Source organism: Colwellia sp. NW0002-52-1 (genome assembly GCF_057550865.1).
Map to the genome: position 1 here is coordinate 35,226 of NZ_BAAJLU010000005.1, position 16,849 is coordinate 52,074.

Annotated in this window: 16 protein-coding genes; 1 reads left to right on the forward strand and 15 read right to left on the reverse strand. The window is 37.3% G+C overall.

Annotated features, from left to right (window positions below):
* Positions 1–476: 476 nt before the first annotated feature.
* The 4 genes from AC27H3_RS06900 to AC27H3_RS06915 form a co-directional block, all read right to left on the reverse strand.
* Entirely contained in the window at positions 477–1,340 is an 864-nt protein-coding gene (locus AC27H3_RS06900) for a glucosaminidase domain-containing protein (protein ID WP_487104801.1), read from the reverse strand.
* 74 nt (positions 1,341–1,414) lie between these two features.
* Positions 1,415–2,203: a hypothetical protein gene (locus AC27H3_RS06905; RefSeq protein WP_487104803.1), complete on the reverse strand. Its 789-nt coding sequence runs from the start codon at positions 2,201–2,203 to the stop codon at positions 1,415–1,417.
* Between the two features lie 149 nt (positions 2,204–2,352).
* Entirely contained in the window at positions 2,353–2,898 is a 546-nt protein-coding gene (locus AC27H3_RS06910) for a DUF1415 domain-containing protein (protein ID WP_487104805.1), read from the reverse strand.
* A 59-nt stretch (positions 2,899–2,957) separates the two neighbouring features.
* Entirely contained in the window at positions 2,958–4,748 is a 1,791-nt protein-coding gene (locus AC27H3_RS06915) for an ABCB family ABC transporter ATP-binding protein/permease (RefSeq protein WP_487104807.1), read from the reverse strand.
* 178 nt (positions 4,749–4,926) lie between these two features.
* Between AC27H3_RS06915 and AC27H3_RS06920 the strand changes: the two genes are divergently transcribed.
* Positions 4,927–5,451: a DUF2937 family protein gene (locus AC27H3_RS06920; protein ID WP_487104809.1), complete on the forward strand. Its 525-nt coding sequence runs from the start codon at positions 4,927–4,929 to the stop codon at positions 5,449–5,451.
* Positions 5,452–5,837: 386 nt separating this feature from the next.
* Here the strand turns inward: AC27H3_RS06920 and AC27H3_RS06925 are convergent, their stop codons facing one another.
* From AC27H3_RS06925 to rpmI, 11 genes are all read right to left on the reverse strand, one after another.
* Positions 5,838–6,131, reverse strand: a complete 294-nt coding sequence (locus AC27H3_RS06925; protein WP_085304376.1) for an integration host factor subunit alpha — start codon at positions 6,129–6,131, stop codon at positions 5,838–5,840.
* 3 nt (positions 6,132–6,134) lie between these two features.
* Positions 6,135–8,546 carry a phenylalanine--tRNA ligase subunit beta gene (gene pheT / locus AC27H3_RS06930; RefSeq protein WP_487104811.1) on the reverse strand — a complete coding sequence of 804 codons (2,412 nt, stop codon included), beginning with the start codon at positions 8,544–8,546 and terminating at the stop codon, positions 6,135–6,137.
* A 12-nt stretch (positions 8,547–8,558) separates the two neighbouring features.
* Entirely contained in the window at positions 8,559–9,539 is a 981-nt protein-coding gene (pheS, locus tag AC27H3_RS06935; RefSeq protein WP_085304378.1) for a phenylalanine--tRNA ligase subunit alpha, read from the reverse strand.
* 600 nt (positions 9,540–10,139) lie between these two features.
* Positions 10,140–11,432, reverse strand: coding sequence for an ammonium transporter (locus tag AC27H3_RS06940; protein WP_487104813.1), 1,293 nt, complete (start codon positions 11,430–11,432; stop codon positions 10,140–10,142).
* A gap of 82 nt (positions 11,433–11,514) precedes the next feature.
* Entirely contained in the window at positions 11,515–11,853 is a 339-nt protein-coding gene (locus AC27H3_RS06945; protein WP_085304380.1) for a P-II family nitrogen regulator, read from the reverse strand.
* A gap of 649 nt (positions 11,854–12,502) precedes the next feature.
* Complete coding sequence (locus tag AC27H3_RS06950; RefSeq protein WP_487104815.1) at positions 12,503–13,768, reverse strand: hypothetical protein; 1,266 nt, start codon at positions 13,766–13,768, stop codon at positions 12,503–12,505.
* A 59-nt stretch (positions 13,769–13,827) separates the two neighbouring features.
* Positions 13,828–14,256 (reverse strand): GYF domain-containing protein, encoded by a 429-nt coding sequence (locus tag AC27H3_RS06955; protein ID WP_487104817.1) that lies wholly within the window; start codon positions 14,254–14,256, stop codon positions 13,828–13,830.
* 64 nt (positions 14,257–14,320) lie between these two features.
* A complete protein-coding gene (locus tag AC27H3_RS06960; protein ID WP_487104819.1) occupies positions 14,321–14,647 on the reverse strand; it encodes a PilZ domain-containing protein in 327 nt (108 codons plus the stop codon).
* Between the two features lie 226 nt (positions 14,648–14,873).
* Positions 14,874–15,977, reverse strand: a complete 1,104-nt coding sequence (locus AC27H3_RS06965) for a phosphoribosylaminoimidazolesuccinocarboxamide synthase (protein WP_487104820.1) — start codon at positions 15,975–15,977, stop codon at positions 14,874–14,876.
* Between the two features lie 191 nt (positions 15,978–16,168).
* A complete protein-coding gene (gene rplT / locus AC27H3_RS06970; RefSeq protein ID WP_077284679.1) occupies positions 16,169–16,525 on the reverse strand; it encodes a 50S ribosomal protein L20 in 357 nt (118 codons plus the stop codon).
* A 15-nt stretch (positions 16,526–16,540) separates the two neighbouring features.
* Positions 16,541–16,735 (reverse strand): 50S ribosomal protein L35, encoded by a 195-nt coding sequence (gene rpmI / locus AC27H3_RS06975; protein WP_077342442.1) that lies wholly within the window; start codon positions 16,733–16,735, stop codon positions 16,541–16,543.
* Between the last annotated feature and the right edge of the window lie 114 nt (positions 16,736–16,849).

Consider the following 16,849-nt stretch of genomic DNA (forward strand, 5'->3'; position numbering starts at 1 on the left):
ACGTCAAGTAACTTATAATATTTTCTGACAACCACATGAGCTTAGTTAACCTGAACTCTGGATAATGAGTGCTTGATACTCAAGTGAATCAAAAGCTTAGGTGGTAAAGCAAATGCTATAGCAAGGTGAACATCACGAATAGACACCATCAATGCTTCATTTTATGCCATTTCCAAGGCAAAACGTTTATGAATAGCGCGCTATTTATCGACGTTTTAACGCAGGTAATGGCTTAAAAGGGAGCATTGAGCAAGTGCTGCTTATCCAGAGTTCAGGTTAGTTAGCAATATTAAACTTAACTTACGATTAATAATTTAATTTTTTAGTCTAGGTAAGGCTAGGAAAAGACTGAATTTTATATTCGGCTCTGACTAATTATGTAAAACTCGCCGTTCGGTATTGCATTTATTGCGAACGGCATAACCATTTATAGCGACCACAGTTTTATAATGGTTAGAAGCTTTACATGGGAAACATTAATGATTTTGTTTAATCGTTGCTCCAAAGTAAGGTCGATTATGGCGGATCATTTCTGTCAGTTCTAACACATAATCAGCACCACGTTCAGAATATGCGGTTAATCCTGTTGCCAGTATTTCGGGCACTAAGGGTTGGTTTTGTTCTCGTAACTGGCCACGAATAACTCTAAATACGCTATAAGCACGATGAGTATTAATGTTATGTAAATAACGCTCAACGCCTTGTTTTACCGAGCTGTATGCCGCTACTTCATGTGCGGCACCGGAGTTACGGCTATTTGGTACCATGCCACAGCCCTCGCTATAACACCAAACACCGAAAAAATTCAAACCAATTCTAGCAAATCGAGAAGTACCCCACGCAGACTCATTGGCTGCTTGCACTAAAACAAGCGCTTGCGGGATCACATCGACTTTAAGTTGAAGTTCGTAAAGCTGCTTTAATAGTGAAAACTTTTTACTGACCTTATAATCGTTGACTAACTTAGCCACTAACGCTTCATCTTCAACACTGAAGGGTTGTTCTAAAGTTAACTGCTCGATTAAACGTTCTACCTCTGCACGCTTAGCCAATATTTTTTTATTTTCGGCAGTAACTGCAGGTTTAATAAAGGCAAAAAATTTACGCTTTTTCTCTTTTACATCGCGGATCTTAGCAAAGTTGGGTAACTTAACATCATGCAGAGGCTTCTCTGCCTTCTTAACCACTTTTTTAATGACTTTTTTCGGGACTGTTTTTTCTTCCGAGCTAATAATACTGATTTCTTCTAGCTTTAAAAAACTAAAAGGTGCCACTAGTCCTGCGCCTAACAGCACTAAACATATAAACCCTAAAATATTTTGTTTTTTAATGTTTACCAAAACAATTACTCCTTGTGCACCTATTTTTAGTATAGAGCATGTTCGACTTTACTCTATCGTAAGAAGCGATTGTTCTAAGCTGAAAATGTGTCATTTATATTATTACTTTTTTGTGCATCGGCTTGTATTTGTAAACCAAATATTTCGCGATATAAAATTCCTTTCACATTGTAAAAAAGCGGCGCTAAATAAGCCAAACAGAAAAGAAAAAATGCGATAGCAACAAAACCTAACTCTGAAGCACCTGCGGCGGCTACAGGTAAAGCGGCAACCATGACAGCCAAGGCTAGAATTAAGTAAATTGAAAATATTTTAAACCATTGAAAACGTGTAGCCTGAATGCTTACCGTTATGGCTTTTAACGGTGACATTTGCTTTTCTACCACTAAAGGTAAAACTAACGATAATGCCACAGCTAAAAATATACCGGGTATATAGAACAAAGCTAAACCCATAGTAACTAAAGTAGAGGTGAGTAAGGCGCTAACCGCCACCCAACTGCCGCGTTTTAAAAAACCAAAAATCAATTTTGGTTTGGTTTCCAAACCAACAGAGTGAAATACGCCCATCATTTCTACACCAACAATAAAGGGGTAAACCACTAAAGTAACGATAATATTAAGTAAAGTGGCAGACTGCTGGTCTTGAATCGCCACTTCTATACCACCGAGTTGACTACTGACTATAATCGACACTAACATACCGATAACAAGGCAAGTCAGTAGCCCTAAATTAATCGACATGCGTGACTTTAAGGTTAATTGCCATGCTTCTTTTAATATTGCTACTACATCAAGAGAATATTCACCTTTTACAGCTTCTTCAACGCTACCACCAACTTTTACAACAGGAAGTTTTTCCACAAAAATATACCTAATGAGTAAGCGCACAAGTGACGCTTATATCTAAATTGTTGCCAGTATATCGTAATTCAAAGTACGGTGTGAATAGCAAAGAAAAGTTATTAGCAATATGAAAACTAAGCAGGATTTTTAAGTTGATTTAATCTTTGCTAACTATTGCTAATTTTATGTAGTAAAGACTGAAAATATTCTGCTCCCATTTTTTCAGCTAAGGCAATATTATTTTCAGGAATAGCTTCAGGGTTTTTATATACACTGAGCACGCGTTCCATGCTTTGCTCGCGAATTAAGTGCAATGTAGGGTATGGAGAACGGTTGGTATAGTTACTGGCATCATCGTAATCAGCATCAGCAAAGCAGTATTCTGGATGAAAGGTCGCTATTTGAAATATCCCTTCAAAGCCATGTTCAACAATAAGGTCATTGCTGTCATCAACCAAATCAAGAAAACGGTTAAAATCTCTAAAACCATCACTGTAAATTAACAAACTTGTTTCAATGGCTGGATTATCATTTAAGTAATGGCATTGCGCTAAAAACTCAACTAAAGCAGTTTTTAGCTGTGCTTTCTCACTTACATGATAATGAATGGTTTGGTTTACAAACTCTTTCTTAGCAAATGGGCAGAAGTTCAGGTTGATAATAACCTGAGTTAACCATTGCTTGGTTTGCTCTATTTCATGTATTACCGTCATAACATTTTACTCAATTTTTCTCTTTCTTTATTCATACTGATTAGCAAGTCGTAGTAGAGCTATTCACTGTTGTCTGATTGTTGTAATTGCCACATTCTATAATAATGACCTTTTTCAGTGATTAAATGCTGGTGTGTACCCTGCTCGACAATTTCACCTTGTTGCATAACAATAATATTATCAGCATCGACAATAGTTGATAAACGATGTGCAATAACCAAGCTAGTTCTATGTTCAGCAACTTCTTTAATGGCACGTAATATGGCTTGTTCTGACTGGCTATCAAGTGAAGATGTTGCCTCGTCGAACACTAAAATTTTCGGGTTCTTCAAAATAGTACGCGCAATAGCAACTCGTTGTTTTTCACCTCCTGATAACTTTAAGCCACGCTCTCCAACTATAGTTTCAACGCCTTCAGGTAATCTTGAAACAAAGTCAGATAAATGTGCTAGTTTAAAGGCATTATGTACGTTTTCAGCACTTGCCTCTGGTGCTCCATATTGTACATTTTCAAAAAGCGTATCATTAAATAACACGGTATCTTGTGGCACTATGCCAATATTTTTTCTTAATGAGTGCTGTGTAACGAGACGAATATCTTGTCCATCTACGGCTATTTTACCGCTGTCACAATCGTAAAACCTAAATAACAACTTCACTAGTGTTGATTTTCCAGAGCCACTTTCACCTACTACAGCAACCTTTTGCCCTGCTTTTATGGTAAACGATATGTTTTTAATAATAGGCCTTTTAACATTATAGGCGAACGATACATCTTCAAATTTAATTTCCGCCTGCGTTAGGTTTAATTCGCTAGCCTGTGCATTGTCTTCTACTTTAGGTTTTCTTAGCATCAGATCAAACATTTGCTCTATATTGGCTAATGAACCTTTAATTTCACGGTAAACAAAACCTAGAAAGTTCAACGGAATAAATAGCTGCATCATAAAAGCATTGATCAAAACAAAGTCACCTAAAGTCATTTCCTCGTGGGTTACTTGGTAGGCAGCTAAAGCTAACATTGCGGTCATTGCACACGATATAATCAACGCTTGGCCACCATTTAGGGCAAATAAAGATAAACGATTCTTCATTTTTGCCTGTTCCCAGTTAGCTAATTGGCTATCGTAAGATTTTGCTTCAAAGTCTTCATTAGTAAAATATTTAACGGTTTCATAATTTAGTAGGCTGTCAATTGCACGCGTGTTACTCGATGAATCTGCCTTGTTGGCTTCTCTTATAAAACGAGTTCGCCAGTCTGTTGCATACACTGAATAAGCAACATACAACACGATAGAAGATAAGGTAATGAGCGCAAACCAAATACCATAGTTAAAAAATAAAATCCCCACGACCATGGTTATTTCTATTAAGGTGGGAATAATATTAAAGACCATAAAGCGCATTAAAAAATTAATGCCGGTGGTACCTCGATCTATATCACGCGATAAGCCACCCGTTTGACGATTCAAATGAAAGTCTAAATCTAATTTGTGTAGATGTTGAAAAACTTTTAAACCAATACGTCGGATTGCCCGTTCGGTAACTCGACCAAATAAAGTGTCACGAATTTCGGCAAAAAGTACGATGGTTAATCTGACCAAGCCGTATGCCCCAACTAATGCAAATGGCACAAGGTAAATACGGTTTTCTTGTTGTTTATCTAAAATATCAACAATGTCTTTAAGAATAAATGGCAGGTAAACACTGGCTACTTTGGTTAACACTAAACAAGCTAAGGCAAAAAATATACGCGCCTTAAATTCAAATAAATAAGGCAATAGCAATTTAACTACATGCCAATTAAAAGTAGTAACTTCATGTTCGCTATGATGTGATGATCTGCGCATTTTTGTGGTTAACTTCCAAGTGAATTTAATGTGACTTAACGATTTTACGTCACGCTATATTATCACTGTTAGGCAATTAATAATTTAAAACCTAACACTGACTTAGTTTTTTTGCGCTGAATTTTGTCATTAATTGTGCTAACGTAACACTATATTTTCCATCGGGTAACTTATCATTATGTTGACGGTATTTAACAATATTATTGATCGTTGCTTTTTCACGGTTACATTTATTTTAGGTGTGCAGCTGCCTGAGTTTATGCAGCAATATCAACAACGCCTTGGTGGTCATTTAGCCGAAGCTCAATCGCAACTTGCTCAATTTGAAGTAATAGCACAGCAACACTTTGACGGCAGTTTAGTCACGATGATTGCACGCTATAAAGAAAATACTGAAGCTTCAATTATCAGCACGGGCGAGTTAATTGAACATTTATCTTTACGTGTGGACTACTTAGCAAATCATTTAACGCAAATATCTCAATCAGATTATCTCAACAGTGTATACCAAATTATTTGGCATTTAGACAAGCAAATAGCTTCAGGGACCGCTGAGAACTTTTCAATGGCTATTCCACTTGAGTTAAATGCTATTGCGACAGGTGCGACACTGGCAATTGGGGCATTGTTACTTAAAGAGCTTACTATTTTTGCAGTTAAACTCCCTTTCAAAGAAAAAAAAGAAAAACCTATTCAACCCTAATCAACGGTTAATACTAACTTGATTAATTAAGCGTTCAACTTTTACATTAAGTAAAAGTCAGCAGCTAATTCATTAACTTGGCATCACATTTACATTTGCAAAAAATAAGCAATAAAAAAGGTTGCCTAAGCAACCTTTTTTATTACTGTACTAACTACAAAACTGACTTGCTAACTTATACCAATTGAAATAAATAATCGATAATTTTAAGGCGGTTTAAATCGCCAATAACTGCGTTGCTTTCAATCCCAATAGCTCACTATAACTCAATCAAACGCCTTGCCTGCAGGGATGCAGGTACTTATGTTTAGTCTGGAACAATAAACATGTATTATTGAACAATTTATCCTCGCTTAAAATTGGTCAATAACTTATTACATTTGGTATTATTCGCTATTACCGTCTTCTACGCGACTTTTAAGTTTTTGGCCAGGTCGAAAAGTTACTACTTTACGCGCTGAAATTGGAATATCTTCACCTGTTTTAGGGTTACGACCAGGACGTTCACTTTTAACACGTAGGTCGAAATTACCAAAACCAGACAATTTAACTTGCTCGCCTGATTCTAAGGTTTCGCGAATTTCTTCAAAAAACACTTCAACCATATCTTTTGCGTCACGCTTACTTAGCCCGACTTTTTCAAATAAATGTTCTGCTACTTCTGCTTTTGTTAGCGCCATTATTTAATCCCTCAGAGATGCATTTAGTTCAGTTTTTAAGGTATCAACCACTCGGTCAACTACGTCAGTGATATCCTTTTCTTCTAAGGTTTTATTATTATCTTGCAATGTCATTGCTATTGCTAAGCTCTTAAAACCAGATTCTATACCATTACCTTGGTATACATCGAACAAGTTTAGATCAACTAAATAATTTCCGCCAACCTTTTCAATAAGTTGTAGTACTTTATTTGCACTAACTTGCTCATCTACCACTACAGCTATGTCACGTCTATTCGCCGGAAAGCGAGATATGTCGCGTGCTTGAGGGATATTTTGTGTACAAACTTCGCTCAATAAAAGTTCAAAAACTAATGTGCGTCCATTAAGGCCTAATTTTCGTTCTAATTCAGGATGTAAGGCACCAACATGACCAACCAGTACACCATTTTTATGAATAGCGGCGGTTTGCCCTGGATGTAAAGCGTCAATTTCTGCCTTTGAAAAAATAAAGTCACTTTCGTTATTCGTTAATCCTAGCAATGCTTGTACATCAGATTTAATGTCGTAAAAGTCTGAAGCTGCTTTTTCAATATCCCAATGTTCTTCACTGCGTTGGCCGCTAAGAACACCTGCAATCATGTTGTCTTGGCGAACGCCATTTTCTACACTGTTATCTGGAATAAAACGCAAACCAGTTTCGAATAAACGTACACGCGCTTGTTGACGATTTTGATTATAGGCAACCGATTGTAATAATCCCGTCCATAAACTTACACGCATTTCTGACATTTCAGAAGAAATAGGATGCGGCAAAGTCATGGTCGCTTGACCCGGGTGCAATTGCGCTTGTACTTTTGGATCTACAAAACTATAAGTTATCGCTTCCTGGTAACCACGATTAACTAAAACGTTACGTAATTTACTTACCGGCAACTGCGCTTCTTTTTGCTCACGCATCGCTAACGTTGCTTTTGGCGAAACATTAGGAATATTGTTATAACCAAATATGCGAGCAACTTCTTCAATTAAGTCAACTTCAATACTGATATCGAAACGATATGCTGGTACAACAACAGTCCACACTTTGTCTTGTTCTGTTCCGCTTTCAGTAACGTTAAAGCCTAATCGCGTTAATATATCGCTAACGGTAGCATCTTTAATATGATGACCAATACGAGCATCTAACTTTGCTCTACGCAGTGTTACTGTTTTTTCAGCTGGAATATTATCTTTTGAAACGGCTTCAACGATAGGTCCGGCTTCACCGCCAACAATCTCAAGCAATAATTGTGTAGCACGTTCCATAGCATCATGCTGAAGTTGTGGATCAATACCACGTTCATAACGGTGCGATGCATCAGTATGTAAACCATATTGACGTGCTTTACCTAAGATAGCTAAAGGTGCAAAAAAAGCACTTTCTAAGAAAATATCTTTTGATTCGCTAGTAACACCTGATGCTAAACCACCAAAAATACCCGCCATTGCTAATGCTTTTGTGTTATCAGCTATTACTAAGGTTTGTGTTGATAATGTAACTTCATTACCATCTAACAAGGTTAGTTTTTCTGCTTCATTAGCGAAACGTACGTTAATGCCACCTTCTATTGCTGATAAGTCAAAAGCATGCATTGGGTGGCCTTGTTCAAGCAATACATAGTTAGTTACATCAACCACAGGATCAATTGAACGCGTACCACAACGACGTAGCTTCTCAACCATCCATAAAGGTGTTTGTGCCTCGATATTAATATTCTTAATTACACGACCTAAATAGCGTGGGCAAGCAGCTTCAGCTGACAATGTAATTTCAAGCGTGTCTTCAATCGTTGGAGATACTGGCGTTATTTCAGGTTCGGTTACACTTAAACTATTTAATACACCTACTTCACGTGCTAAACCTTTAAGGCCTAAGCAATCGCCACGGTTAGCAGTTAAGTCCACATCAATGGTTACATCGTTAAGATCAAGGTACTCACGAACACACTTTCCAATAGGCGCATCGTTTGCTAATTCCATGATGCCATTAGAGTCTTCAGATAAACCAATTTCAGACTCACTACACAACATTCCGTGTGATGGCACACCGCGAAGCTTTGCTTTTTTGATTTTAAAATCGCCCGGTAATACAGCACCAACAGTGGCAACGGCTACTTTTAAACCTAAACGACAATTTTTAGCGCCACAAACAATATCGACTAACTCACCGTCATTAAAGTCTGGGCCTAAGTTAATTTTTGTTACTTGTAATTTGTCTGCGTCTGGATGAGGGCCACATTCAACCACTTCACCAATTAACACACCGGTAAATTCACCCGCTACAGGTTCTACGGCGTCAACTTCTAGACCAGCCATGGTAATTTGATATGCTAATTCATCTGAAGATATAGCAGGATTAACCCACTCACGTAACCAAGATTCACTAAATTTCATTATATGGCTTTCCTACTTGAACTGTTTTAAGAAGCGAAGATCATTTTCAAAGAATGAGCGTAAGTCATTTACGCCGTAACGTAACATGGTTAATCGCTCAACCCCCATACCGAAAGCGAAGCCGGTATAAACTTCAGGGTCAATACCAACGCTGCGCAGTACATTTGGATGCACCATGCCACAGCCTAATACTTCTAACCATTTGCCATTTTTGCCCATAATGTCGACTTCAGCAGAAGGTTCAGTAAATGGGAAATATGATGGGCGGAAGCGAATTTCTACTTCTTCTTCAAAAAAGTGATGTAAAAAGTCATGCAACACACCTTTTAAATGCGTAAAACTTACGTCTTTATCAACCATTAAGCCTTCAACTTGATGAAACATTGGCGTATGTGTTTGGTCATAATCGTTACGATAAACTTTACCAGGAGAAATAATACGCAAAGGTGGCTGTTCTTTTTCCATGGTACGTATTTGTACACCAGACGTTTGCGTACGAAGCACTAACTTAGGGTTAAAGTAGAACGTATCGTGATCTTGACGTGCAGGATGATGTTCAGGAATATTTAAAGCATCGAAGTTATGAAAGTCGTCTTCAACTTCTGGGCCTTGTTTAACAGAGAAACCTAAATCACCGAAAAAGCTTTCAATTCTTTCGATTGTACGTGTTACTGGGTGCAATCCACCTAACTCATCACCACGACCAGGCAATGTTACATCGATAGATTCAGCAGCAAGTTGTTGCTTGATAACAGCGGCACGTAATAATTCACCACGTTCAGTCAACAATTTTTGTACTTGCTGTTTAGCGATGTTAATCACTTGACCCGCTTTGGGCTTTTCTTCTTTTGGTAACTTGCTTAGGCCTTTCATTTGCTCAGTGAACAAACCTTTTTTGCCTAAGAAATTAACGCGAACTTGGTCAAGTTCTGCAGGATCAGTCGCCGCTGCAATTGCTTGTTCTGCCTGCAATATAATATCGTCTAAATTCATGAGTTCCTCTAAAGCGTGTTCAAAGCGCCCATAGTTTTAGTACAAAAATATAGGGCATTAACATCGGCCTAATTTGGCCTTTAGCTAGACTTTTTCGATTAATAAAATGGTGAACGATTTTACACAAAAAATTAACGTTAGAGTAGAGTAAATATACGTTTTTCAAGAAATATCACCGCTAATTACTAATTAAATGCCATTGAGATAATAAATTATTAAATTACTTACCTATAAATAGTGATTAAACACTACAATAAATATTTAACCGTGTTATTTCAGATAAAAAAATGGCTTCAAATTCTGAAGCCAATTTTTGTTTTAATCTTATTTAACCTGAACTCTGGATAATGAGTGCTTGATACTCAAGTGAATCAAAAGCTTAGGTGGTAAAGTAAATGCTATAGCAAGGTGAACATCACTAATTTACACCATCAATGCTTCATTTTATGCCATTTCCAAGGCAAAACGTTTATGAATAGCGGGCTATTTATCGACGTTTCAACGCTGGTAATGGCTTAAAAGGGAGGATTGAGCAAGTACTGCTTATCCAGAGTTCAGGTTATTTATTTTCAAGATTATTAATATCGTTAGCACACTCAATTACATGTTATAGCCAACTTCATCATGCTCAGTTAAATCTAATCCGGTAGTTTCTTGCTCTTTTGAAACCCTTAACCCTTTGGTCATTAACGCTACTACTTTAAACAGAATGTAAGATACAACAGCGGTATAAACAATTGTAGAACCTATGCCAATTAACTGTACGGTTACTTGCCCAAGCATAGTTGTAATACCCTCTGCGTAACCGAAGCCACTAAACGCACCTAGTTCTGTAGAAGCAAATACACCGGCCAACAAAGTACCTAATATGCCACCTATACCATGAACAGGAAACACATCTAACGAGTCGTCAATTTTAAGCTTCTGTTTAATATAAACTGTTGAGTAAAAACAAATAATACCCGCAGAAATACCAATAATTAACGCACCACCAGGGCCAACAAAACCTGACGCTGGTGTAATAGTACCTAAGCCAGCAACCATACCGGTTACCGCTCCAAGTACACTTGCTTTACCAAATTTTTTCCATTCAATTGCAGCCCAAGTTAAGGCACCAGCAGAGGCGGAAAGATGAGTAACTAGCATTGCCATCGCAGCATCTCCATTAGCTGCTAAAGCACTACCACCATTAAAACCAAACCAACCAACCCATAACATACCTGCGCCAGTCACTGTCATCGTTAAGTTATGCGGTAGCATAGGTGTTTTTGGAAAACCGTGACGAGGACCAAGTACTACTGCGGCAACAAGCGCTGCAACACCAGCAGTAATATGTACCACAATACCACCAGCAAAATCATAAACGCCCATTTGTGCAAGCCATCCGCCGCCCCAAACCCAATGAGTAACCGGTGCGTAAACAATTAGAAGCCACAAGCCTGAAAATAACAATACGGCAGAAAACTTCATACGCTCGGCATAGGCACCAATAATAAGTGCAGGTGTTATTACCGCAAAGGTCATTTGAAATAACATAAACAAGCTTTCAGGAATATCTCCTGCTAGCGTTTCTTTTGTCATGCCAACCATTAACACTTTACTAAAGTCGCCTATCCAAGCATTACCTTCACCAAAAGCTAAACTGTAGCCAACAATAAACCATAATATTGATGAAACACCTGCAATGGCAAAACACTGCATTAAAATTGAAAGTATATTTTTACGACGAACTAAACCGCCATAAAAAAGCGCTAAACCTGGTAAGGTCATCAATAAAACTAATGCGGTTGAAGTTAATACCCATGCGGTATTCGCACTGTTAAGTGTTGCCTCTTGTGCATAGCTAGGTAAAGAAACCAGTAAGGCGATAAGTGTGATTAATATTTTATTCATTTTTACATCCACTATTTAAATCTATTTGCTATATGTACTCTTTAGTCGAGTTTGTTATTACTTCTACATGAACTAGCTAGTATTAAATAGCGTCGTCGTCTACTTCTCCGGTTCGAATACGAGTAATATTCTCAATATTGGTGACGAAAATTTTACCATCACCAATTTTTCCGGTTTGAGCCGAGCTAACAATAGTGTCAATAACACGCTCAGCAAAATCGTCTTTAACTGCAATTTCAAACTTAATTTTTGGTAGAAAATCTACTGAGTATTCAGCGCCACGATAAAGCTCAGTGTGGCCCTTTTGACGACCAAAGCCTTTTACTTCTGTTACTGTCATACCATCTAAACCAATTTCGTTTAGAGCTTCACGGACATCATCCATTTTGAAGGGCTTAATAATTGCGGTTATTAGTTTCATTCGATCACCTTTAGTGCATTCATAGTTAATTTATTTTTTATTATTTCCTAACACTAAGCACCATTTATGCCCAACTTAAAAAGTACAACTATAATAATAACTTAAGGAAAATCCGCTTGATTTTAATAAAGAACAACGAACCAATATGGTGCAAAAGAAAAACAAAAAGGCGCCATGTTGGTGCGAAAAAACTATCTTGCTACTGAATGGGGCAACAATGTAAATGCTAAGCTAGTTATATGGGCTAGGAATGTATACGGATAAATAAGCATATAGTCATAAAGCTCTAAAGCCCTAAACCATATATAACCTGAACTCTGGATAAGCAGCACTTGCTCAATGCTCCCTTTTAACCCATTGCCTGCGTTAAAGCGTCAATAAATAGCTCGCTATCCATAAACATTTTTCTTGGGCAATGCCATAAAATGAAGCATTAATGGTGTCTATTTGTGATGTTCACTTTGCTATAGCATTTACTTTACCACCTAAACTTTTGATTCACTTGAGTATCAAGCACTCATTACCCAGAGTTCAGGTTATATAAAAAAGCCCCGCTAATGCGAGGCTATTTTCAATACAAGTGTATTAACTTACTTAGGGTTTATCCGCTAGGTTTTCGTCTGCTTTGCATACAATGCAAATTAACTTTTTATCTTCGTCGTCTTCTACGTGGTGCTTTTAAGGCCTCATCTTCAGCGCTAACAGCTTCAGTGGCTGGCTGTTTAACATCCTCATTTTTGTTATCTTTTTCTATGATATCAGTAAAAATATTCTTGGAAGTTACAGGTTCTTCTTTAGTAAAAACAGATTTGAAGATATTTTTCACACCAGACTCAAGTTTAGACTGTAGGTTGTGATTCTTATCATCGTTTTCTTCTGTCGTCAGATTACTTGGGTTGGCCACATTAGCTGTTTTCTCTTTACCCTCAAACTGAGCTTCAACGGTAGGTTCTTTTACTGCCACAGGCTTAGCTTTATCATTAGATGCTTTTACGGCTTCTACTTGTTCACTTGCTTGCTCTTTTGTAACGCCAGCTTCTTCTGTAGATGTATTATTGTTATTGTTTGAGTCACTTGGGCGCGTATTAACCTTTTTAATATCAACGCGTTTAGGTGCACGAGTACTAATAACCTTAGCCGTTGGTACTTTTTTCACTTCAGGCGCTACTTTGCTATTATCTTTTTGCTCTGTAGTGTCTTCAGCCTTTGAGTTTTTTTCAGCTTCTGTAGGTTGCTCAACCTTTGTAACTTTAGTTGATTCAGCTTTTTGTTCAGGCTTTGTATTTTTTACGGTTTCAGATTTTTGCTCAGGCTTTGCACTTTTTTCGGTTTCAACTTTAACTGTGTCTTTTGATACTAATTGAATTGACGGTGCATTAGTTTTCGTTTTTTGAGCTTGCTGTGGCACAACAGTGCTTTTTACTGACTTAGTCGACACCTTTTCATTAAATTCATTTACAACTGTGTCTAGCTTTGTTTGAGATAAATTAACTACCTGCTTAAGATTATTTAATTTTGCTTCCAAAGCTAAATATTGCTGTTCAACATCATTAATATTGCCCTTCATTTCAGGACTTAATGACGCCGTTAGCTTTTTATAATTTTCAATCTCTTGTGCAAAGAGTGATGCATTATCTTCACTATCAGTAAGTTTCTTGTTCATTTCATCAAAGTATTGATTCAGCGTTTGTTCTTTCGAAAAAAACTCATCAATAATGACTTGTGGTATTTGGGCGCTGTTTTCAGGCTCGGGTAATAATGCCTGAAATTCACTTATACTATGAACGGGTAACCATTGTGTGTAACTAGCCTGCCAAGCATAAGCATCTTGATTTTCTACAACATATTTTTTTGCTTCGGCAATTGCTAGAGGTTCAGTTACTTTACCATTTTTTGAAAAAATCCATGTATTCATTATTTATTCTTCTTTTTATTGAAATTACATTTAACGAACAAAAGTATAAACGTACTTATTTAATTTAGTTTAGTTTTAATCGCCAGGTTTTGTTGTAGCGCAGCAAATTGCTGTTCAATATTAGCAATAACCGAACTTACTTCACTATTTAAGCTCTGGGTTAATTCTAGATAACGATTTAATTCTACTGACACCTCAGAAATATCATCACTAATTGGCGTAAGTTCCGAGTCTAGTTTATCTAACTGAGTCAACATTTGACGCTCTTCTTCTACAAAAGCTAACCTTAACTCTTCAGGAATATCGAGTGGAGGAGGAGGAATATCAGCAGCAACATTAAAATGGCTAATTTGATTGACCGGTGTCCAGTGCGAATATAACGGCTGCCATGCATATAGATATGGATTAGTTGCCACCAATGCCTGTGCTTCAGTTAAATCAAAAGGACCTTTAATTTTCCCATTATCGAGCAGAAACCATTTATTCATTATTATTACCTTTTATTATTATTATTTAACTCATTAATCAATCACAAAGTATAGCCAAGTGTTACTACATTGATAAGGTAGGTTTATCCATATTCATAAAAAGTTGAATGGCATTTTGTATTTGCTGGCTTAGATTTTCGTGATCATCCACGAAAGCGACTCCAACACCGGCATCATTACCATTTTGAGAATTTTGAGGAGTTACCCACCCTACTTGAGCTTTAACACAAATTGACTCTAGTGAATCAGGGAGACTAACGTAAAGGTTGATCGGTGTTCCTAAATCATACTCATCATCAGTACGAAAAAACAAACCACCATGCTTGAAAAAAGGCATATAAGAATCATAAAGATCTGCGTTATCATGATATTCTAATAAAATACTTTCCATTATTTATCGACTTCCCTCTTACCACTGTATTAATTTAGCTAAAAACTATAATTATTATTTTATTAATACACATCATTTAACTACCCTTGTGAATCAGTGTCAAGTTCCTTAAAACTTAATTAAATAACATGTACAAGATATTATCATCAAAATTTACTGATAAAAAAGCCCCGCTGTTACGAGGCTGTTTTAGTATATTGGTATCACGATTAATTAACACTCAAGCCTAATCAATCAGTTGATATTCATCACGTAAAATATCAATAATTTCTTGTTTCGGATTTTGCGATAAAACAATTTTTTCGCCAATGACTTTCTCTGCAATGGCAAGGTAAGTTGCCGATAGAGACATTAGCACAGCTGCAGGTAGTTCGTTATCGCGAGCAAGCGCTTCACGCTCTTTCATTCGGTCTTTATTCAACAGAATATCAGGGTCTGGAAAGTGACTAAGAAGTAATTGGCGGAAGCCTTCTTTAGAGTTTTCAACAATTTTACCCGCACGATATTGTTCACCATCCCAAATGCGTGATGAATCTGGCGTGCCAACTTCATCCATATAAATAAGTTTGTCATTACCATTACGGTCTTTAACATAGCCAAATTCAAATTTGGTATCGACAAAAATTTGATCAATCTTAGCTAATGCATCAGAGATAACATCAAAGCCCTCTGTTAATAACTTTTCATATAAAGCTATATCTTCGGGTGATTTGAAGTTAAAAGCCGCAAAGTTATCTTCAATGTTTTTACGCGTAATATTAACATCGTCAACCGCTGGAACGCCTGGAATACCTTGCAAAATGCCTTTTGTAGACGGAGTTTGTAGCAGTGTTGGTAACTTACTGTCTTTTTCAAGCTCGTCGTTTAGCTCGATACCACAAAACTCACGCTCGCCTTTTGCATAAGAGCGCCACATTGAGCCAGTAATATATTGACGACAAATAGCTTCTATCATTACAGGCTTAGCTTTTTGTACGATCCAAACAAAAGGATGAGGAATATCGAGAATATGGCTGTCAGCTAAACCTTGCTCTTTAAATAGTTTAAACCAATGATTAGAAATAGCATTAAGTGCCGCACCTTTGCCCGGAACGCCTTTCATACCACCTTCGCCGTGCCAAATACAATCAAAAGCTGAAATGCGATCACTGATCACCATAATCGCTAGCGGTGTATCAAGTGCTACATCGTAATTTTTTTCTTCAATTAAACGACGGCTGTCATCTTCAGTTAACCAATATACAGAACGTACTTTGCCACTATGGACAGCAGCGCCAGTGCGGATAGGCAAATCGTTGTTTACCGCTAAAATTTGATCAGCAAGACTCATAATAAGACCTTTACTTCCTATAGTTAAATAAACGTTTAACTAAACGGGTTAATGTAAAAGTGCGTAACCCGCTTAATTAATCGCTCATGTCATAGCAACAATATTTCCTGACTTAGTAGTCAGTTTCTTAACATTTAAAAAAAGAAAAGGACGCCAGAGGCGTCCTTTTTTATCGAGCTAATATCTCAAACTTATGCTAAAGAAGCTTGCGCTTTTTCAACTAAGAATGTGAAAGCTGCTTTATCGTATACTGCAATGTCAGCTAGGATCTTACGATCGATTTCAATAGAAGCCTTTTTAAGACCATTAATGAAACGGCTGTAAGATAAACCATTTTGACGAGCTGCTGCGTTTATACGAGCAATCCAAAGTTGACGGAATTGACGCTTACGTTGACGACGGTCACGGTATGCGTATTGGCCAGCTTTAGTTACAGCTTGGAAAGCAACGCGATAAACGCGACTACGGGCACCGTAGTAACCTTTAGCTTGCTTTAGAACCTTTTTGTGACGTGCACGTGCTTGTACACCACGTTTTACTCTTGCCATTTTCTATTTCTCCTATTAACCGTGACGTAAAAGTTTTTTAACTGACTTAATGTCAGATGCGGCGATCATGCATTTAGCACGAAGATGACGCTTAACTTTAGTACGGCGTTTAGTCAAAATATGACGAAGACCGGCTTGTTTAAATTTATAGCCTGTGGCTGTCTGTTTAAAGCGCTTTGCAGCACCTTTATTGGTTTTCATTTTAGGCATGTTAATAACTCCGCATTGTTATGCCAAATATAAAGTAAACGAGGGCGAGAACTTCTCAGCGCTTAGTGCTTAAACTAAGATGTCGAATTCTACTTGTAGGCCTTGTCTACCAGC